Below are 19,852 nucleotides of genomic sequence, written 5' to 3'. Positions count from 1 at the left end.
AGTAAAGGATAATTGTCTTTCTGGAGAGTCAGGGCTTGCTTCACTTGGAATAGCACACCGATAGTTACCAAACAGATTAATTTCGAATATGTATTATTTCGGCTTTAGCCGTCCTCCGGTTGAATCCACGCCCCATAGCGTCCGATCAGGGCATCTACAAAACTAGGGAAGATTCAGGTGGCCTCATAGAGAATGATCTGGATGACGGGTCGCTGCTCAAAGGCCGAGTCGCCTGGATCTATCCGTAATCACAACGCGACCTGCTATTCTCCCTGCCGCACCTCCAACGAGCAGGCCGGGAGCCTTTGAGATGAGCTTTATCCCTAGCTGTGATAATAAAGAAGATGCATTCAGATCTCTCGCGAATATCTACACCGTCACAGAGAAAGAAATTGAAAGAATCCTTACTCACCCCGATATAGTCGAAATAGCGAAAAGCGACACAGAGCTTTTATCGCCTTACTTCCCTGCTGTAATTAACCAGCTATTGAAGTCAACTCCTCGATACGAACTAACGCATGCCGCTTACTATCATTCGACGAGCTACGACGGGTCTCCCTCATGGTTTGATGAGGGACTACTTGGCTCGTCTGCCGGTATTAGGCGGTTTATCGAAAAGATTTCGGCGTTGATTCCAGAAGAGAATAGAGAGGCAGCACTCAAGGAAAGCTGCAGAATAGTAGCTTTTCGAAGTGAGCTTGAAGGCTCAACGGCAAAGGGCACGGGACCTTACGCTTGGAACACCCTAGCTGCGGCAAGCTCGAGTGAAAACGGCATTCGCTACCAGATACCAGAGGCCATTCAAGATCTCTGGGGAAATAGTTTTGTGGGACATGGCGATTTGATTGACCTCGACGGGGTCATTCGAGAAAAGCTGAAGCCAGTCGTAGTGAAATTCAAAGGCGCAACCTCAGACCTCGAAACCTATTGCTCTGTACTTTGGGGTTACCTCCTTTCCGAGAATGGAGATACACATCTTACACATACCTTCATAGGAAACGGGGTAGGTATACCGAGAGAGAACATCCTCGCCATCATAAACGTATAGAGTTTCAGATAGATGGACGACACCGGCTCGGCGGTGTCACTGGACAACAGCCGATAGCTCGCCTCCTTCTGGGTCATCTCGGTTAGCGAGAGCTGATTATCGATCTGTTCGAGCAACGGGAATATCAGTTCGAGCCCAGGACCCTGCAGACAATCCGCGCGGTAAACTCGAAATTATCCATAGTGAGCCCATCGATTGGCGAACGACCTTTCAGTCGCTTATGAGGCATACAGAGAGCCCGATAAAGAGTCCATGCATCCACATCCGGAAATCGCGCTAACGCGGCAAGCACCAACTTGTGCCGCAATGGGTCAAGCTGCCAATCGGGAATACGTTGACCACGATTCCCCAAGCTCAGGGACAGAAGACGTCGAGACTTGATATCGCGATTGATCTGATCGCGTGATTTACCTGCCAGTCTGGCGAAGACCAGCAGCGGCAAGCTACTCGAAGCCTCAAACGTGGCCAACATTTCGGCCCGTTCACGCTGGATTTCAGACACGTGAGATTTGTGAGGTTTTTCAGTTTGCATTGGAGCGGGCACGACAGGCGATTGGTTGGACCCAATGGGGACCTTCTCGCTACTGATCAGCATCGTCGCTGGGGCGGTAGCCGGTGGAAAGCTGCTGTATAGAACGGCATTTGCGTTCGCGTTTTCCAGTAAGGGCAGCGAAGCTGCGCCCTCCAAACGAATAGTCAGCGGAGAACTTGCTGCTTTCGGTTTCCCCTGCCCCCAAAGGTCCAATCTATTCGCCCAATCCTGCATCATGGTCCGACGCTGCTCGACATATTCCGCGTGATTGTAGGCCGCACTCACCTTGTCTGGATCGGCATGAGAAAGCTGCGCGTCGACCCATACCTTGGGGTAGCCAATCTCATTAAGCGCCGTCGAAATCGTAGCCCTCATCCCATGACCGGTCAGTTGGTCGGCATACCCCATTCGACGCAACGCTCCATTCAAGGTGTTCTCGCTAATGCGCTTGCTTAGGTCGCTCCGGTGCGCGAACAGATAACGCTGCGCAGGGACAACTTGGCTCAGCATCTGGCGCACTATTTCAAGCGCCTGGACCGAGAGCGGGACGATGTAGGGCGGTATATTAGCGACCTGCTTACCTGGCTTCCGCATAGCTAACTGGAGTTGCTTCACCACCTCCGCCGGTATGATCCATAACCGCTGCTCCAGATCGAACTGGTCGGGTGTCGCCAAGCGTAGCTCACCCGTGCGGACACCGGTCAGCAACAACAATCGAAGGCCAAGGTGTGTTTGGTTCGCTCCACCATAGTTTCGGAGAGCAGTCATCAACGCAGGCAGCTCGTCCATACGAAGAAACGGATTGTGTGACACCGGAGGTTTGGGGAGTGCGACAACATCGAGGTCTGAAGCCGGATTGTGTTCCAGCCCCTCGATCTTCACCAGCGCATAGCGGAATAATTGGTTGAACTAGGTCCGGCACTTTTCAGCTGTCGTTAATGCCTTGCGTTGTTCGATCCTGCTTAGCAAATCCAGCAGATCGTGACGACCGATATCGTAGATGGACCGCCCACCCAGGGTGGGCAAGACGTCCTTATTGAAGATTCTCAAGATTTGCGAGAGCGTGCTCTGGCGCCCTTCCTTTAGGCTCAGCCTGCGGAACTCCACCCACTGATCGAACACGGCCTCGAAGGTATGCTCTGTCGCAAAACGAACAGCACGGCGCTGCTGTTTACGGTGCTCATAGGGATTGATGCCTTGGGCAACCAAGGCACGCGCTTCATCACGACGGGTACGCGCTTCTTTGAGGCTAATTTGCGGGTAACAACCCAAGGACATGCGCTTCTGCTTGCCCGTCCAGTAGTAACGGAAAAGCCAGATCTTTCCACCGCTGGCCGTCACATTGAGCGTGAGGCCGTCACTGTCACCGAGCGTGTAGTCAATACCAGTGATTCGGGCGTGCCGAATAGACATTTCTGAGAGTGCCATCGCGAGCTCCTGAACAGAGTCAGGGCCAGATGCTCATCTCGCTACGTAAACTGCTCCAGCAACAAACCGATTCCGTACGCATCAGAATCCTGGACTTAATCCTGGACTTAAACGCACCGGATAGTGCTGGATTTCAGTTGTTCCCGCCGGAACGAAAAAAGGACCCGAAGGCCCTGATTTCAATCGCTTACAGAATTCAGTGGAACTCTGCAGCGCAATAATTGGAGCGGGAAACGAGACTCGAACTCGCGACCCCGACCTTGGCAAGGTCGTGCTCTACCAACTGAGCTATTCCCGCGTCTTGGTGAGGCGCATTCTATAGAATCCAGATGCCCCGTCAACCCCTTGATTCAAAAAAGTTTTATTTCTTTTCCACATCCGTCTTCAGATGCGGCCAGGCGGCCCGCAAGTACTGGACCATGGACCACAAGGTCAGGCCAGCGGACACCATCAGCAAAGCGTAGCCCATCAGGACCCAGAAGCTGAAGTCCGACGGATTGGCCAGCAGGATCACCAGCGCCAGCATTTGCGCGGCGGTTTTCCATTTGCCCAGGTTCGATACCGCCACATGGGCACGGGCACCGAGTTCGGCCATCCACTCGCGCAGTGCCGATACGACGATCTCGCGACCGATGATGACGGCGGCCGGCAGTGTGAGCCACAGGTTGCCGTGTTCTTGCACCAGCAGCACCAGCGCAACGGCGACCATCAGCTTGTCCGCAACAGGATCGAGGAAAGCCCCGAACGGTGTGCTTTGTTCCAGACGTCGGGCCAGATACCCGTCCAGCCAGTCGGTCGCGGCGGCAAAGGCAAAAACCGAAGCCGACGCCAGATAGCTCCAGTGGTAAGGCAAGTAAAACAGCAAAATGAAGATCGGGATGAGCAGGACGCGTAGAACGGTAATCAGATTAGGGATATTCATCGACACAACTGGCTACGAGGTGAGTTGGGCATTCTACTCGCTGTGCAGATTTGCATAAATCAACTCTGCGAGCTTTTTACTGATCCCGGGTGCTTTGGCGATCTCTTCGATGCTGGCACGAGACAGCTCCTGCAATCCACCAAAATGTTTCAACAAATCCCGTCGACGTGTCGGTCCGACACCGGCAACCCCCTCAAGCGTCGAGGTGCGGCGGGTTTTACCGCGCCGTGCACGGTGCCCGGTGATGGCAAAACGGTGAGCTTCGTCGCGGATCTGCTGGATCAAATGCAGCGCGGGGGAATCACCGCGCAAGGTGAATTCATGGGCCGCATCGTTGAGGTACAAGGTTTCGAAACCGGCCTTGCGCGTCGCCCCCTTGGCCACGCCCAGCAGAATCAGGTCGGGCACGGCCAGCTCATTGAGCACGTCACGGGCCATCGACAGCTGACCTTTACCACCGTCGACCAGCAGAATGTCCGGCAGTTTGCCCTCCCCGTCCTTCAACTTGCTGAAGCGTCGGGTCAGGGCCTGGTGCATCGCGGCATAGTCGTCGCCTGGCGTGACGCCTTCGATGTTGTAGCGGCGGTAGTCGGACTTGATCGGGCCTTCCGGGCCGAACACCACGCACGACGCCACGGTGGCCTCGCCACTGGAATGACTGATGTCGTAGCACTCGAGACGTTGCGGCGGCTCGTCCAGGCTCAGCACTTCGGCCAGGGCATCGAAACGTGCCGCGACGTGTTGCCGGTTCGCCAGACGTGCGCCCAGCGCCTGTTCGGCATTGGTGACCGCCAATTGCTGCCAGCGCGCGCGGGTGCCCCGTACACGATGACTGATGGTCAGTTCACGACCGCGCAGCTCTTCAATGGCCGCAATCAGGGTCGGAAAGTCTTCGTGAACCACGTTGACGATCAGCTCGCTCGGCAAGTCGCGTTCGGGACTGCTGATGAAGTACTGGCCGAGAAACGCCGCCATGACTTCGGAAACGTCTTCTTCAATACCCACCTGCGGGAAGAAGTTCTTGCTCCCCAACACCCGACCGCCGCGTACGCTGATCAAGTGCACACAGGCGCCACCCGGATTGACGAACGCTGCGATCACATCGACATCGCCCGTCCCGCCTTCCATGCTCTGCTGGTCCTGGACCCGCCGCAGCAATGAGATCTGGTCGCGCAATTCGGCGGCCCGTTCGAACTCCAGATTGACCGCCGCTTCCTCCATGGCCGCGGACAACTCGTCCGCCAACGCGTTGCTGCGCCCTTCAAGAAACATCACCGAGTGGCGAACATCTTCGGCATACACTTCGGGCTCGACCAGGCCGACACACGGCGCCTTGCAGCGCTTGATCTGGTATTGCAGGCAAGGTCGCGTGCGGTTCTTGTAATAGCTGTCTTCGCACTGACGTACAAAAAAAGCCTTTTGCAGCAGGCTCAGGCTTTCGCGGATCGCTCCTGCGCTGGGGTAAGGGCCGAAATACTTGCCCTTGGCCTTTTTCGCTCCGCGATGGATGCTCAAACGCGGGAACTGGCCATCCGAGAGAAAGACATAAGGGTAGGACTTATCGTCGCGCAGCAGGATGTTGTACGGCGGGCGCCATTCCTTGATCAGCGTCTGCTCGAGTAGCAAGGCCTCTGTTTCGTTGGCCGTGATGGTGGTTTCGACCTGGGCGATACGGCCTACCAGCGCGGCGGTCTTGGGGGCCAGACCGGTTTTGCGGAAGTAACTCGCCAAACGTTTCTTGAGATTCTTGGCTTTGCCGACATAAAGCAGACGGGCATCGCTGTCGAACATGCGATAGACACCCGGCCGCCCACTGACCGTCGACAGAAAAGCACTTGGATCGAAGGTTTCAGTCATTTTCAGAGGCTGGCATCAACCATGCCGTGACGAACCGCCAACAGCGTCAACTCGACATCGCTGCTGATCGAAAGCTTTTCGAAAATACGGTAACGGTAGGTATTCACTGTTTTTGGCGACAGGCACAGTTTGTCGGAGATGATCTGCACCTTCTGACAGCCGACAATCATCAACGCAATCTGGATTTCCCGCTCAGACAAGGCGTCGAACGGCGAATCGTTGGTTGGCTGGAACGATTTGATCGCCAGTTGCTGGGCAATTTGCGGGCTGATATAGCGCTGCCCGGCAAACACCAGGCGAATGGCCTGGACCATTTCCGGCAGTCCGGCGCCCTTGGTCAGGTAGCCCGCGGCACCTGCCTGTAACAGGCGGGTAGGAAACGGATCTTCTTCGCACACGGTGACCGCGACGACTTTGATGTCGGGATGACTGCGCAATAATTTGCGCGTGGCTTCAAGACCGCCGATCCCGGGCATCTTGACGTCCATCAGCACCACATCGGGTTTCAACTCACGCGCTTTGAGCAGGGATTCCTCTCCCGACTCGGCCTGACCGACTACTTGCAGGCCATCGATGTCAGCCAGCATTCGTGTAATGCCTGTACGAACGAGATCATGGTCATCGACTACTAGCACCCTAATCAAGCAGACACCTCGCGATTTGGTCTTATTGGGTTGCCGGACACCTTAGCAAAAAGCGACTGGCAGACCTAGCGGAAAGCAGCATATAAAAAGTGTCAATTCTTCTGGCGAGGCTTGCTGGCAGTGTGTTTCAGCGATGCAGTCCATTGATATCACGCTGCATTCTCAGGAAACACTGGTCCTTGCCGACCACCTTCAGTCCTTTTCTCTCGTAAAGTATTTTTGCCGGATTATTTTCAAATACGGTCAGACGCAATGCCGGGCGCCGTTCCTTGCAGGCCATGGCGAATACCTGATCGATCACCCACGAACCGGCGCCCAGCCCCCGGTACGCTTCAAGTAAATGCAATTCGCGGATATACAAGGCGCTGGCGTCACGGCTCAGGCTGACATACCCCATCAGTGTGTCATCACGCACAATCAGCCAGTTTTCGCGTCCCTCCCAAGCAACATCGAAAGCCTCGTCCTGCCACAACAGTTCATGTTGAATGTAGTAGCGCAGCATATTTCGACAAGTCAGGTCACGTGCGAAGTCCAGGTCACGAGACGTTGCCGGGCGCAATTCGAACCCCATTCAAGCCTCCGCGACAGTCACGATTTGCCCCTTCCAGCCGTCAGCATTGCGACGAGCAACCACCATGAGATTCCCCGTCCCCGGTGCCGCCGCAACCAACGAGCCGTCCGCCGCCCAGATTGCACTACGCCCTGCCGACTCCCAGCCACCCGTTGCGCCACCATGGTTGGCCATCAGTACCGCCATCGAGTGGGTGCGGGCATAACCTTGCAACAGTGCGGTATCTGGAGCGTAGCCGCTTTCTGTAATCAACACGCCCGCGGCATAAAGATCAGCGCCCTGCCGTGCCGCGGCGGCTGCATGACTGGCGTGAGAAAAATCGGCGCATATCGCCAACGCGACGGTGTCGGTACCGATCTTCAACGTCGAACCGCCTGTTCCCGGGGCAAATGCCACCTCCTCCCCTGGGTGCAAATGCTGCTTGCTGTAGATCTCGAGCGAACCATCGGCCCCCAATACCAGGGCACCGATCAACACCGGCGAATCGTCCGACAGACGAATCGGCATCCCGACGACACCGGTCACACCGACCTCCCGCGCAAAATCGCGCAGTGGTTGCAGCACTCTGGCGTCTGGCACGATGGCCAGCTCCGCTGCCAGACCACGCTCGTACCCGGTCAGCGACAGTTCTGGAAACACCAGAAATTGCACGCCCCGCTCCGCGGCAACCTGCATGAAGCGCAGGTGCCGGGCAATATTGGCGGCAAGATCACCAGCGACGGAGATCGATTGTGCGGCGGCGATGGTCAGTGTCGTCATGGTTCGTCCTTGTGACGTTGATGGTTTGGACGCCGGTTACACGCCGCCCGTTGCGTAAAGTGTGTCACAACCCGCGACGTACCCAACCGATAGAAACGTCCCGTGATGCCCGATAGCATTTTCTGATTGAATCCGCGCACCGGCCTCTAGTAAGCTCGGCTCATTCATCGGAGACAGACCATGTTCAACGCCCTCTCACCGCTTCGTACCACCAGCGTCCCGCGCTCGGTTGCGGCTGCCCGGGTGAATGACGTTTGTGCTTCGGTCAGCTTTTATTTTGGGTATTGGTTTAGCCACTGGCGCGCCTGATACCCACACGGCGCCCACTTTAAACGGGTCGCCACCAGAGAATTCTCAACCCCCGGTCGGCCTCCCGACCGGGGGTTTTGTTTTTTCAGCCCTGAACATTTTTTGCGTTACACCAGACAACTTGAGGATTTACGACATGAATTACGCCACTTATTACCGTTACGACACTTTTACCGCCTGGCGATTTACCAGCTTCCGCTCGGGACAGCCTGCCGCCTCCGATCGGTCACCCACAGGTGGCAAGCACACACACGCAGCCAATCCGGCCAATTGTCGAACACCCCACTAGGGCCGAGCGCGCGGGACGACCCCGCCGCCAGCCCAGGAAGCCTGAATATGAACTCGTCCGTCTCTGCTCTGCCGCTGTCCACCTTGAGCCCTGCCAATGAAGCGCTGACCTTGCGTCTGCCCAGCTCATTGCAACTCAAACAGCAACTGCCACTCAGCAATGCCCTGACCCAACAAGTCGCCGCCCACCGCCAGGCCGTCCGCGCGATCCTCAACGGTGAAGACTCCCGTCTGCTGGTGATCGTCGGTCCCTGCTCGATTCACGACCCACGTTCTGCCCTCGAATACGCCGCCAACCTGGCCCGTCTGTCTGCACAAGTCGGCGACGAGATGCTGCTGGTGATGCGCGCCTACGTCGAAAAACCCCGCACCACGGTCGGCTGGAAAGGCCTGGCCTACGACCCACACCTGGATGGCAGCGATGACATGGCGGGCGGTTTGACCCTGTCCCGCGAATTGATGCGCGAAATGCTCCAACTGGGCCTGCCCGTTGCCACCGAGCTGCTGCAACCGATGGCCGCCGGTTACTTTGACGACCTGCTGAGCTGGGTCGCGATCGGCGCCCGCACCACCGAATCGCAGATCCATCGGGAAATGGCCAGTGGCCTGAGCATGCCGGTAGGGTTCAAGAACGGCACCGATGGTGGTGTGGCTGTCGCCAGCGACGCCATGCGCTCGGCCGCTCATCCGCACCGCCATTTCGGTGTCGACAGCCAGGGCCATCCTGCGATTATCCAGACACCGGGCAACCCCGACACTCACCTGGTATTGCGCGGTGGCCATCGCGGGCCGAACTACGACCGCGACAGCATTGCCAAAGTGCACAGCGACTTGACCAGACTCAAGATTCCGGCGCGGATCATGGTCGACTGCAGCCACGCCAACAGCGGTAAAGATCCGTTACGTCAGCCCGCCGTGTTCAACGACGTGCTGGAACAACGCCTGCAAGGTGATCGCTCGCTGGTCGGCATGATGATTGAAAGTCATCTGTTCGAAGGCTGCCAACCGTTGAGCCCTTCGTTGCGGTACGGGGTGTCGGTAACGGACGGCTGCCTTGGCTGGACCGGGACGGAACAATTGTTGTTGCAGGGCGCCGAGCGACTTCGTGCACAACGAAGCACTCAGTAGCCAAAGTAAGCGGTGGCACCGAGATCCGCGATGCAGGGCGATCGGGTCGGTTTACACGGAAAAATGACCTACCAGCGGTAGGTCATTGAAAGAAATATCTCGGCCATCGTTAAAAAGATGTCCGGATATTCCGACCAAGACCTCACGCTCATTCGAGTTTTCGTACGATTTCTATTCCGTTTTCATCAGGTTACAGCGGCTTTTTCATACATCGCCGAGCGGTGGGTGTGCTTTAGAGTGCCCCCTTGAGCACACACCTGACCTACTCCGAAAAAGGAAATGTACATGCTACGGAATGCAACCACTGACTATCCGATCCTGCTGGTCCACGGGCTCTTCGGCTTTGATCGCATCGGCAAACTCGAACTGTTCCATGACGTCAAACAGGCCCTGAGAAGCGCCGGTGCGAGGGTTTTCATCCCGCACCTGTCGGCGACCCACAGCAATGAAACCCGTGGCGAACAGTTGCTGGTGCAGATCGAACGGGTACTGCAAGGAACCGGTGCAAGCAAAGTCAACCTGATTGGTCACAGCCAGGGCGCACTGGCTGCACGATATGCGGGGGCGCTGGCGCCACAGATGGTCGCTTCAGTGACATCGGTCAGCGGGCCGAACCACGGCTCAGAACTGGCCGACTTCCTGCGCAAGGCGCTGACGCCCGGGCGCCTGCCAGAACAGGTCGCCGGAGCGGTGGCCACCCTGTTCGCCGACTTCCTGTCGTTGCTCAGCGGCAACCGGCACCTGCCGCAGAACGCCATCGCCGCACTCAACGCGCTGACCACCGAAGGTGTCGGCGCATTCAACGACAAGTACCCTCAAGGGTTGCCGAAAACCTGGGGCGGCAAGGGTCGCGAACTGGTGAACGGCGTACGCTACTACTCCTGGAGCGGCACCCTGCAGGGAAACATCCTCGACGAAGGGCTCTATGCGCTCAACCCGCTGCACGGGTTCCTGCGGGCGTTCTCCCACTACTTCACCACCGAAGCCGAGCAGAATGACGGCATGGTCGGCCGGTTCAGCTCCCATCTGGGTAAAGTGATCCGTTCCGACTATCCGCTGGATCATCTGGACAGCCTCAGCCAGACCACAGGTCAAGTCCGCAAGGGCATCGACCCCATTGACCTGTATGTGCAACATGCCGAACGCTTAAGAAATGCCGGGCTTTAGACAATGCCTTAAGCTGGACGGCATTTTGAGAAGAAATAGCCCTCTGAATCCGGTAGGCTCCGCACTTTACTGAACATTGAATGGAGTATTTTCCCATGGCCAAAGCCACCGCCCGCCACATCCTGGTTTCCAGCGAAGCCAAGTGCAACGAACTCAAGGCCCAGATCGAAGCCGGCGCCGATTTCGCCGAAGTCGCCAAAGCCAACTCCAGCTGCCCATCAAGCCGCCAGGGCGGTGACCTGGGTTCGTTCGGTCCAGGCCAGATGGTCAAGGAATTCGACACCGTGGTTTTCAGCGCGCCAATCAACGTGGTGCAAGGCCCGGTCAAGACCCAGTTCGGTTACCACCTGCTGGAAGTGACCAGCCGTCAGGACTGATCAACCCCTGAGTTTTCTCCACAACGGCCCGCCTTTTGGTGGGCCGTTGTGTTTTCGTTACGTGATACGGCTGGCGAGGGACGCGCCGCTAGCGTACAAATTGTGCTTATCGATCACCCGGCTCTAAGGCTGACAATGCGACTGGCTTTCCCCACTTTACTGTTCACTGCCGTGGCCCTGCTGTTGGGCGCCGCCGGTGTGAGCGCTGCACCGCAACAGGCGTTGACCGTGTACGGTGAACCGGCGAAGTATCCCGCCGGTTTCAGTCATTTCGACTACACCAACCCGCAAGCGCCCAAGGGCGGCACGATGCGTCGCTCGGCGCTGGAAATCGGTCATTTCGACCACATCCTGCCGTACATCGACAAAGGGATTGGCGTCACACAAGTCGATGGCTTGATCTACTCGCCCCTGGCCGTGCGTTCACTGGACGAACCCTACACCGTGTACGGCCTGGTGGCGCAGCAGATGGAGCGTTCCGACGATGGACTGTCCCTGCGTTTCTACCTGAACCCGAAGGCCCGTTTCGCCGATGGCAAGCCGATCACCGCCGAAGACGTGCGCTACACTTTCGACCTGCTGATGACCCAGGGCAGCCTGCGCTATCGCACGCAATTCGCCGACGTCAAAGGCGTCGAAGTGGAATCACCGCAAACCATTCGGTTCGACTTCAAGAGCAACGAAAACCGCACCCTGCCCCTCGACATCGCCACTTTGCCGGTGCTTCCCGAACACTGGTGGAAAACCCGCGACTTCGCCAACGGTGGCGGTTACGAGCCGCCGCTGGGCAGCGGGCCGTACCGCGTGAGCAAGGTCGACTCCGGGCGCAGCATCACCTTCGAGCGTAACGCCGACTGGTGGGCCAGGGATTTACCGGTCAGTCGCGGCCTCTACAACTTCGATCATTTCAGCATCGAGTACTTCGGCGACACCGACGTCGCCCGTCAGGTCCTGCGTGGCGGCGCCTACGACTACAACCGCGAATTCTCCGCCACCGCCTACTCCATCGGCTACGAGAGCCCGGCCTTGCGCGACGGTCGTCTGCAAAAAGCCCACCTGGCAACGCAGGCACCACAACCGTCCCAAGGCTTTGTGTTCAACCTGCAAAACCCGATGTTCCAGGACCGCCGCGTGCGCCAGGCGCTGGCCATGCTTTGGGACTTCGAGTGGAGCAACCGGCAGATGATGCGCGACCTGTACATCCGCCAGCAGAGCTTCTTTTCCAACACCGACCTCGCCGCCCGACAACTGCCCGACGCGGGTGAGCGGGCGATTCTCGAACCGCTTCGCGGGCAGATCCCCGACGAAGTCTTCACTCAGGTCTTCGAAGCACCGAAAACCGATGGCAGCGGCGTGATTCGCGACAAGCAATTGCAAGCCCTGGACCTGCTCGAACAGGCCGGCTGGAAACCCGATGGCGATCAACTGGTCAACGCCGAAGGCCAACCGCTGAGCTTCACCTTCCTGATCAGCCAGAACGGCATGGACCGATTGCTGCTGCCTTACAAGCGCACCCTGAAACAAATCGGCATCGACCTGAACATTCGTCGCATCGACGCCTCCCAGTACGTCAACCGCCTGATGTCCCGGGACTACGACATGATCGTCACCGGCTATCCGGTCACCAACTCGCCGGGTAACGAGCTGTACAACTACTTTGGCTCGGCGGCGGCCAGCGATCCGGGCTCCAACAACTACATGGTGCTGAAGAACCCGGCGGTCGATACGTTGATCAACGGCCTGGTCCGCGCCAACACCCAGGCCGACATGCTGCGCTACGCCCATGCCCTGGACCGTGTCCTGCAATGGAACTTCTATTGGATTCCCAACTATTACCCGCCCGGCAGTTCGACCGTGTGGTGGAACCGCTTCGGCATTCCCTCTGTACAAGCAAGCAATGACGAAGCCATCGAGAGTTGGTGGGAAGTCAGCTCCACACCCCTGACCAACGAACAGATGACCGCCGAACTCATCAAGCGCGGCAAATCCGGAGGGTCGCACTGATGTGGGCTTACGTACTGCGGCGCTTGCTGCTGATCATCCCGACTTTAGTGATCATTCTTCTGGTCAACTTCGCCATCGTCCAGGCCGCACCCGGTGGCCCGGTGGAACAGGCCATCGCGCACTTGCAAGGCATCGGTGGCGCGAGTGTCGGCGGCGGTTCCAGTGAGACCATGCACGGCAGCTCTCGGGCCAGCCGCGGGCTCGATCCGCAGCTGATCAAGGAGATCGAAAAGCAATACGGCTTTGACAAGCCAGCGCCGGAACGCTTGTGGCTGATGCTCAAGAGCTATGCCCACCTCGACTTCGGCAAGAGCTTTTTTCGCGGTGCCACGGTCACCGACCTGATCCTGGATAAAATGCCGGTGACCATTTCCCTCGGGCTCTGGGCGACGTTGATCACTTATCTGGTGTCGATTCCGCTGGGCATCCGCAAGGCCGTGCACCACGGCAGCCATTTCGATATCTGGAGCAGCACCGCGATCATCATCGGTTACGCGATGCCGGCGTTCCTGTTCGCGATGTTCCTGATCGTGGTCTTCGCCGGCGGCACCTCGTTGAACTGGTTTCCGGTGCGCGGCCTGGTCTCGGACAACTTCGATTCGCTGTCGACGGTGGGCAAGATCGCCGATTACTTCTGGCACCTGGTACTGCCAGTAACGGCGTTGGTGGTCGGCGGCTTCGCGACCCTGACCATCCTCACAAAAAATTCCTTCCTCAATGAAATCACCCGCCAGTACGTGGTCACCGCCCGAGCCAAGGGCTTGAGCGAACGCCAGGTGCTTTACGGCCATGTGTTTCGCAACGCCATGCTGCTGGTGGTCTCGGGAATTCCCCAGGCCTTTATCAGCGTTTTCTTCGCCGGCTCGCTGCTGATCGAAGTGATTTTCTCCCTCGATGGCCTGGGTCGCATGAGTTACGAAGCGGCGGTATCGCGGGACTATCCGGTGGTATTCGGTTCGCTGTTCATCTTCACCTTGTTCGGCCTGCTGATAAAAATCATCGGTGACCTGTGCTACACCCTGGTCGATCCGCGTATCGACTTCGCCGCGAGGAACGCCTGATGCTCAAACTCTCGCCGCTGGGCCGTCGCCGTTTTGAACGCTTCAAGAAAAACCGCCGGGGCTGGTGGTCGTTGTGGTTGTTTGTCGGTTTGTTCCTGCTGACCCTGGGCGGCGAACTGATCGCCAATGACCAACCGCTGGTGGTCAGTTATCAGGGCTCGCTGTACTTCCCGGCGTTCAAACGCCACACCGAGCAAGAGTTCGGCGGCCAGTTGCCGTTTCAGGCCGATTTCCGCAGCGATTACGTGCAGAAGCTGATTCACAAGGGCGACGGCTGGATGCTGTTTGCGCCGATCCCGTTCAGCGACGACACGCCCAATTACGATCTCAATCAACCGGCGCCAAGTCCGCCGTCGAAGGTCAACTGGCTGGGCACCGACGATCAGGCCCGGGACGTGCTGGCGCGAGTGATTTTCGGGGCACGGGTGTCGATCCTGTTTGCGCTGATGCTGACGTTTATCAGCGCCTTGATCGGTATCGCCGCCGGTGCATTGCAGGGCTATTACGGCGGCTGGGTCGACTTGCTTGGTCAGCGCTTGCAGGAAGTCTGGTCGGGGCTGCCGGTGCTGTACCTGCTGATCATCCTGTCGGGCTTCGTCGAGCCGAATTTCTGGTGGCTGTTGGGGATCATGGCGCTGTTTTCCTGGCTGGCGCTGGTGGACGTAGTGCGCGCCGAGTTCCTGCGCGGGCGTAACCTGGAATACGTCAAAGCCGCCCGTGCGTTGGGCCTGACCGACCGCAAGGTGATCGTGCGACACATTCTGCCCAACGCAATGAACGCCACCCTGAGTTATCTGCCGTTCATCCTGACCGGGGCGATATCCACCCTCACGGCGCTGGATTTCCTCGGTTTCGGCATGCCGGCCGGCAGTGCGTCCCTGGGCGAATTGATTGGCCAAGGCAAACAGAACCTGCAAGCGCCGTGGCTGGGGCTGACGGCGTTTTTCACCCTGGCGCTGATTCTTTCTTTGCTGGTGTTCATTGGCGAGGCGTTGCGTGATGCCTTTGACCCTCGTTCTTGAAGCGGACTGGTGAAATGACTGACAACCTGATCGAAATCCGTGACCTCAACGTGGCCTTCAGTGGCCAGACCGTGGTGCGCAACCTATCTCTGGACATTCGCCCCGGCGAATGCCTGGCGCTGGTCGGCGAGTCCGGATCCGGCAAGTCGGTGACCGCCCACTCGATCCTGCAACTGCTGCCCGAAAACGGTACGCAAACCACCGGCAGCATTCGCTATCGCGGCCAGGAGTTGATCGGCGCCGACGCTAACGTCTTGCGCGAACTGCGCGGTAACCGGATCGCGATCATATTCCAGGAGCCGATGACCTCCCTCAATCCGCTGCACAGCATCGAGAAACAGATCGGCGAAACCCTGCTGCTGCACAAAGGGCTGGGTGGCAAAGCGGCGCAAGCGCGGATTCTGGAATTACTGCAACTGGTGGGCATCCAGAAGCCCGAAGAGCGGCTCAAGGCCTACCCTCATCAACTGTCCGGCGGCCAGCGACAACGGGTAATGATCGCCATGGCCCTGGCCTGCGAACCGGAATTGCTGATCGCCGACGAGCCGACCACCGCGCTGGATGTGACGGTGCAGCGCAAGATCCTGCGGCTGCTCAAATCCCTGCAACAGCAGCTTGGCATGTCGCTGCTACTGATCAGCCACGACCTCAATCTGGTGCGCAGCATGGCCCAGCGGGTGTGCGTGATGCACGCCGGGGAAATCGTCGAGCAGGCACCTTGCGAAACGCTGTTCACCGAGCCGAAACACCCTTACAGCTGCGTGCTGCTGAACGCCGAGCCGGAAGGTGAAGCCCTGCCCCGGGACGAGCGTGAAAACGTGCTGGAAGTGGAGAATCTGCAAGTGCAGTTCACCCTCGGTGGCGGGCTGTTCCAGCGTAAGACGTACCTGCGAGCGGTGGACGGCATCAGCCTGAACGTTCAGCGCGGCAAGACCCTGGGCATCGTCGGTGAGTCCGGTTCAGGCAAGTCCACGCTCGGCCAGGCGATCCTGCGCTTGCTTGATTCCGAAGGCAGCATTCGCTTTCAGGGGCAGGCGCTGGATGGCCTGACGCAAAAGCAACTGCGACCATGGCGCAAGAAGATGCAGGTGGTGTTCCAGGACCCGTTCGGCAGCCTCAGCCCGCGAATGTCCGTGGCGCAGATCATCAGTGAAGGCCTTGAGGTCCATAGCCAGTCCACCCCTGCCCAATGCGAAGCCCAGGTAATCCGGGTGCTGGAAGAAGTCGGCCTCGATCCGCAAAGCCGTCATCGCTACCCGCACGAATTTTCCGGCGGGCAGCGCCAGCGCATTGCCATTGCCCGCGCGCTGGTGCTCAAACCGGCGCTGATCCTGCTCGACGAACCGACCTCGGCCCTCGATCGCACGGTGCAAAAACAAGTGGTCGCCCTGCTCCGCCAGCTTCAGGAGAAATATGGCCTGACCTACCTGTTCATCAGCCACGACCTGGCGGTGGTGCGTGCCCTGGCCCACGACATGATCGTGATCAAGGACGGCAAAGTGGTGGAAAGCGGCGCTAGCCACACGGTGTTCGAATCACCGCAGCACCCATACACCAAAGAGCTGTTGGCGGCGGCGCATCCGGGGTTGGCATAATCCCTGCGATCTTTTGATCTTGATTTCCAAAAATGGACACTCCGATGAACACCACCGAAAGCCTCAAGGACTACCAGCGCGTTCGCACCCTGGCGATCCGTTCACTGTTCGAGATCATCGAGCAATCGAGCGAAGGCACGGTGATTGTCGACCGCGACGCGAACATCGTCTGGATGAACGAGCGCTATGCCCGGCGGTTCGGCCTGGAGTCGGCCGCAGGTGCCATCGGCAGGGCCTGTGAAAGCGTGATCCCCGGCAGCCTGTTGCGTGAGGTGGTGCGCACCGGACGGCCGATCCTGCTGGACATGCAAGACACCCCCAAGGAACCGCTGGTGGTGATGCGCCTGCCGATTCACGACGATGCCGGCGCGGTGATCGGCGCCATCGGTTTTGCCCTGTTCGACGAATTGCGCAGCCTGTCGCCAATGCTCAAGCGCTACCTGAGCATGCAGGAAGAACTGGCGTCCACCCGCTCTCTACTCCGGGCGCGACAGACCAAGTACAACTTCGCGCACTTCATCGGCACCAGCGCCGCCAGCCTCGAAGTCAAACGCCGCGCCCGACGCAGCGCCAGTGCAGAGTCGCCGGTGTTGTTGCTCGGTGAAACCGGCACCGGCAAGGAACTGCTGGCCCAGGCGATTCACGGCGCATCACCCCGGGCGCATAAAGCCTTCGTCAGCATCAACAGCGCAGCGATTCCCGAGTCGCTGCTGGAAGCCGAGTTCTTCGGCACCGCGCCCGGCGCGTTCACCGGCGCCGATCGCAAGGGCCGCGCCGGCAAGTTGCAAATCGCCCAGGGCGGCACGCTGTTTCTCGACGAAATCGGCGACATGCCGCTGCCGTTGCAAAGCAAGTTGCTGCGGGTGTTGCAGGAGAAGGAATTCGAACCGGTGGGCTCCAACGAGGTGATTCAGAGTGATGTGCGAGTGATCGCCGCCACCTCCACCGATCTGGTGGCGGCGATCAAACGCGGCGAGTTTCGCGCCGATCTGTATTACCGCCTCAATGTGCTGCCGATCCAGGTCCCGCCCCTGCGTGATCGCCTCGACGACCTTCCGGCCCTCAGTGAAGCGATCCTTGAGGAACTGCGCAGCCAGCACGAATTGAACCGCGAAGCCCTGGATTTGTTGGGGCAACACGCCTGGCCGGGGAACATTCGTGAACTGCGCAACGTGCTGGAGCGGGCGGCGTTGCTCAGTGATGACTTGATGCTGAACGCGGCGGATATCCGCGCGGCGATTGGCAGCTTTACCCCGGTGGAGCGTGCGGCGCCTCTGCCCATTGAGCCGATTACCCATGAAACCTTCAGTGAGGCTCGCGAACGGTTTGATCGGCAGTTGATTGAATCGACCCTCGCGCAATGCGGTGGGAAGGTAATCGAAGCGGCGGCGCGGTTGGGGCTGGGGCGGTCGACGTTGTACAAGAAGATGGCGGCGCTGGGGATTGCCGAGTCTCTATAAAGAGACATGCATCTCTATTGGTAGATAGGGCCTCTTCGCGGGCAAGCCTCGCTCCTACGGGTCGTGCGATTTCGTAGATAACCACACTCCCGTAGGAGCGAGGCTTGCCCGCGAAAGCGTCAGCACAATCGCCAAAAATCTCAATACAGAGACAAAAATCACCAAAATCACTTCACAAACAAATAATCTCCTTATATTTCAATAGCTTAGATATCTGGCACGAAACCCGCTATAGCCCTTCCACCAAGCTTCACCCTACAAAAATAACAATCCAGGAGAGACACACCATGAGTGTGATCATTGCCTTGGCAGCCCTCGCGCTGCTGATGGTGGCTGCTTACCGTGGCTACAGCGTTATCCTCTTTGCCCCGATCGCCGCCCTCGGCGCCGTCCTGTTCACCGACCCTTCCGCCGTAGCCCCCGTCTTCACCGGGGTGTTCATGGAAAAGATGGTCGGCTTCGTCAAACTGTATTTCCCGGTGTTCCTGCTCGGCGCGGTGTTCGGCAAGCTGATCGAGTTGTCGGGATTCTCCCGCTCCATCGTCGCGGCGGCGATTCGCTTGCTCGGCACCCGTCAGGCGATGCTGGTGATCGTGCTGGTCTGCGCCCTGCTCACGTACGGCGGTGTGTCGCTGTTTGTGGTGGTGTTTGCGGTGTACCCATTTGCCGCCGAGATGTTCCGCCAGAGCAATATTCCCAAACGCCTGATCCCGGCGACCATCGCCCTCGGCGCGTTCTCGTTCACCATGGACGCCCTGCCTGGCACGCCGCAGATCCAGAACATCATCCCCAGCACCTTCTTCAACACCACCGCCTGGGCGGCGCCGTGGCTGGGAGTGATCGGCACGATTTTCGTGTTCAGTGCCGGCATGCTGTTTCTGCAGCGCCAGCGCAACAAGGCCCAGCGCACGGGTGAAGGTTACGGTTCAGAACTGCGCAACGAACCGGAAACCGCACCGGACATCAAACTGCCCAACCCGTGGATCGCGCTGTCGCCGCTGTTGATGGTGGGCCTGATGAACCTGCTGTTCACCCGTTGGATTCCTGTGTGGTACGGCAAGACCCACAGCCTCTCGCTGCCGGGCATGGCCGTTCCGGTGACCACCGACATCGCCAAGCTGACGGCGATCTGGGCGGTCCAGGCAGCCTTGCTGGTGGGCATCGTCATGGTGCTGGTGTTCGGTTTTCAGGCTATTCGCGGCCGGTTGGCCGAAGGCAGTAAAAGTGCGGTCAGCGGCGCATTGCTGGCAGCGATGAACACTGCGTCGGAATACGGTTTCGGGGCGGTGATCGCCTCGTTGCCAGGTTTTCTGGTGCTGGCCGACTGGCTCAAGAGCATTCCCAACCCGTTGGTCAATGAAGCGATCACTGTGACCTTGCTGGCCGGCATCACCGGCTCGGCGTCAGGCGGGATGAGCATCGCTTTGGCGGCGATGTCCGAGAGTTTCATCAGCGCTGCCCACGCCGCCAATATTCCCCTGGAAGTGCTGCACCGGGTCGCCGCGATGGCCAGTGGCGGCATGGACACCCTGCCGCACAACGGCGCGGTGATTACCTTGCTGGCGGTCACCGGGTTGACCCACCGCGAGGCCTACAAAGACATTTTCTGTATTACGCTGATCAAGACACTCGCTGTTTTTGTGGTGATCGGTACTTTCTACGCCACTGGCATTGTGTGAG

The 19,852-nt window shown here is 58.6% G+C and carries 15 protein-coding genes, 1 tRNA gene and 1 pseudogene; 10 read left to right on the top strand and 7 right to left on the bottom strand.

Annotated elements, in window-relative coordinates; all coding sequences use genetic code 11:
• Positions 1-310: 310 nt before the first annotated feature.
• Positions 311-1,048 carry a hypothetical protein gene (locus AC1DIS_RS11895; protein WP_477748546.1) on the top strand — a complete coding sequence of 246 codons (738 nt, stop codon included), beginning with the start codon at positions 311-313 and terminating at the stop codon, positions 1,046-1,048.
• Between the two features lie 124 nt (positions 1,049-1,172).
• On the opposite strand, the pseudogene AC1DIS_RS11890 reads toward AC1DIS_RS11895, so the two are convergent.
• The 7 genes and pseudogenes from AC1DIS_RS11890 to AC1DIS_RS11860 all read right to left on the bottom strand — a co-directional run bounded on the left by AC1DIS_RS11890 (position 1,173) and on the right by AC1DIS_RS11860 (position 7,761).
• Positions 1,173-3,008 (bottom strand): annotated as a pseudogene (locus tag AC1DIS_RS11890) (tyrosine-type recombinase/integrase).
• Between the two features lie 222 nt (positions 3,009-3,230).
• Positions 3,231-3,306, bottom strand: a tRNA-Gly gene (locus tag AC1DIS_RS11885).
• A gap of 63 nt (positions 3,307-3,369) precedes the next feature.
• Positions 3,370-3,930, bottom strand: a complete 561-nt coding sequence (pgsA, locus tag AC1DIS_RS11880) for a CDP-diacylglycerol--glycerol-3-phosphate 3-phosphatidyltransferase (RefSeq protein WP_007933765.1) — start codon at positions 3,928-3,930, stop codon at positions 3,370-3,372.
• 33 nt (positions 3,931-3,963) lie between these two features.
• Entirely contained in the window at positions 3,964-5,787 is a 1,824-nt protein-coding gene (gene uvrC, locus AC1DIS_RS11875) for an excinuclease ABC subunit UvrC (protein ID WP_007933764.1), read from the bottom strand.
• A 2-nt stretch (positions 5,788-5,789) separates the two neighbouring features.
• Entirely contained in the window at positions 5,790-6,431 is a 642-nt protein-coding gene (gene gacA, locus AC1DIS_RS11870) for a response regulator transcription factor GacA (protein WP_008015884.1), read from the bottom strand.
• A gap of 127 nt (positions 6,432-6,558) precedes the next feature.
• Entirely contained in the window at positions 6,559-7,002 is a 444-nt protein-coding gene (locus tag AC1DIS_RS11865) for a GNAT family N-acetyltransferase (protein WP_477743959.1), read from the bottom strand.
• On the bottom strand, positions 7,003-7,761 hold the full coding sequence (locus tag AC1DIS_RS11860; RefSeq protein ID WP_477745537.1) for a carbon-nitrogen hydrolase family protein: 759 nt from the start codon (positions 7,759-7,761) through the stop codon (positions 7,003-7,005).
• 645 nt (positions 7,762-8,406) lie between these two features.
• On the opposite strand from AC1DIS_RS11860, the gene AC1DIS_RS11855 reads away from it, so the two are divergent.
• The 9 genes from AC1DIS_RS11855 to AC1DIS_RS11815 all read left to right on the top strand — a co-directional run bounded on the left by AC1DIS_RS11855 (position 8,407) and on the right by AC1DIS_RS11815 (position 19,851).
• Positions 8,407-9,486, top strand: coding sequence for a 3-deoxy-7-phosphoheptulonate synthase (locus AC1DIS_RS11855; protein ID WP_064617101.1), 1,080 nt, complete (start codon positions 8,407-8,409; stop codon positions 9,484-9,486).
• 285 nt (positions 9,487-9,771) lie between these two features.
• Positions 9,772-10,653, top strand: coding sequence for an esterase/lipase family protein (locus AC1DIS_RS11850; RefSeq protein WP_018927672.1), 882 nt, complete (start codon positions 9,772-9,774; stop codon positions 10,651-10,653).
• Between the two features lie 95 nt (positions 10,654-10,748).
• The gene (locus tag AC1DIS_RS11845) at positions 10,749-11,030 is read left to right on the top strand and encodes a peptidylprolyl isomerase (protein ID WP_007933754.1); all 282 of its coding nucleotides are present in this window, start codon (positions 10,749-10,751) and stop codon (positions 11,028-11,030) included.
• 135 nt (positions 11,031-11,165) lie between these two features.
• On the top strand, positions 11,166-13,034 hold the full coding sequence (locus tag AC1DIS_RS11840) for an extracellular solute-binding protein (protein WP_192351078.1): 1,869 nt from the start codon (positions 11,166-11,168) through the stop codon (positions 13,032-13,034).
• Positions 13,034-14,095 carry a microcin C ABC transporter permease YejB gene (locus tag AC1DIS_RS11835; protein ID WP_018927670.1) on the top strand — a complete coding sequence of 354 codons (1,062 nt, stop codon included), beginning with the start codon at positions 13,034-13,036 and terminating at the stop codon, positions 14,093-14,095. Before AC1DIS_RS11840 ends, AC1DIS_RS11835 begins: the two co-directional genes overlap by 1 nt.
• Positions 14,095-15,117, top strand: a complete 1,023-nt coding sequence (locus AC1DIS_RS11830) for an ABC transporter permease (RefSeq protein WP_019578505.1) — start codon at positions 14,095-14,097, stop codon at positions 15,115-15,117. Before AC1DIS_RS11835 ends, AC1DIS_RS11830 begins: the two co-directional genes overlap by 1 nt.
• A gap of 14 nt (positions 15,118-15,131) precedes the next feature.
• Positions 15,132-16,712 (top strand): ABC transporter ATP-binding protein, encoded by a 1,581-nt coding sequence (locus AC1DIS_RS11825; RefSeq protein ID WP_018927668.1) that lies wholly within the window; start codon positions 15,132-15,134, stop codon positions 16,710-16,712.
• A 44-nt stretch (positions 16,713-16,756) separates the two neighbouring features.
• Positions 16,757-18,172 carry a sigma-54 interaction domain-containing protein gene (locus AC1DIS_RS11820; RefSeq protein WP_064617097.1) on the top strand — a complete coding sequence of 472 codons (1,416 nt, stop codon included), beginning with the start codon at positions 16,757-16,759 and terminating at the stop codon, positions 18,170-18,172.
• Between the two features lie 287 nt (positions 18,173-18,459).
• Positions 18,460-19,851: a GntP family permease gene (locus AC1DIS_RS11815; protein WP_457327017.1), complete on the top strand. Its 1,392-nt coding sequence runs from the start codon at positions 18,460-18,462 to the stop codon at positions 19,849-19,851.
• Position 19,852 lies beyond the last annotated feature (1 nt).

Source organism: Pseudomonas sp. 05N433, from assembly GCF_056396925.1.
The sequence above is the reverse complement of the archived record's forward strand: the minus strand, read 5'-3'. Positions and strand labels throughout refer to the sequence as shown.

Bases quoted from the DNA above. Each gene is read 5' to 3' on its own strand.
- AC1DIS_RS11895 (WP_477748546.1), top strand. From the start codon at position 311: ATGAGCTTTATCCCTAGCTGTGATAATAAAGAAGATGCATTCAGATCT.
- pgsA (WP_007933765.1), bottom strand. From the start codon at position 3,930: ATGAATATCCCTAATCTGATTACCGTTCTACGCGTCCTGCTCATCCCG.
- uvrC (WP_007933764.1), bottom strand. From the start codon at position 5,787: ATGACTGAAACCTTCGATCCAAGTGCTTTTCTGTCGACGGTCAGTGGG.
- AC1DIS_RS11865 (WP_477743959.1), bottom strand. From the start codon at position 7,002: ATGGGGTTCGAATTGCGCCCGGCAACGTCTCGTGACCTGGACTTCGCA.
- AC1DIS_RS11860 (WP_477745537.1), bottom strand. From the start codon at position 7,761: ATGACGACACTGACCATCGCCGCCGCACAATCGATCTCCGTCGCTGGT.
- AC1DIS_RS11855 (WP_064617101.1), top strand. From the start codon at position 8,407: ATGAACTCGTCCGTCTCTGCTCTGCCGCTGTCCACCTTGAGCCCTGCC.
- AC1DIS_RS11850 (WP_018927672.1), top strand. From the start codon at position 9,772: ATGCTACGGAATGCAACCACTGACTATCCGATCCTGCTGGTCCACGGG.
- AC1DIS_RS11845 (WP_007933754.1), top strand. From the start codon at position 10,749: ATGGCCAAAGCCACCGCCCGCCACATCCTGGTTTCCAGCGAAGCCAAG.
- AC1DIS_RS11840 (WP_192351078.1), top strand. From the start codon at position 11,166: ATGCGACTGGCTTTCCCCACTTTACTGTTCACTGCCGTGGCCCTGCTG.
- AC1DIS_RS11835 (WP_018927670.1), top strand. From the start codon at position 13,034: ATGTGGGCTTACGTACTGCGGCGCTTGCTGCTGATCATCCCGACTTTA.
- AC1DIS_RS11830 (WP_019578505.1), top strand. From the start codon at position 14,095: ATGCTCAAACTCTCGCCGCTGGGCCGTCGCCGTTTTGAACGCTTCAAG.
- AC1DIS_RS11825 (WP_018927668.1), top strand. From the start codon at position 15,132: ATGACTGACAACCTGATCGAAATCCGTGACCTCAACGTGGCCTTCAGT.
- AC1DIS_RS11820 (WP_064617097.1), top strand. From the start codon at position 16,757: ATGAACACCACCGAAAGCCTCAAGGACTACCAGCGCGTTCGCACCCTG.
- AC1DIS_RS11815 (WP_457327017.1), top strand. From the start codon at position 18,460: ATGAGTGTGATCATTGCCTTGGCAGCCCTCGCGCTGCTGATGGTGGCT.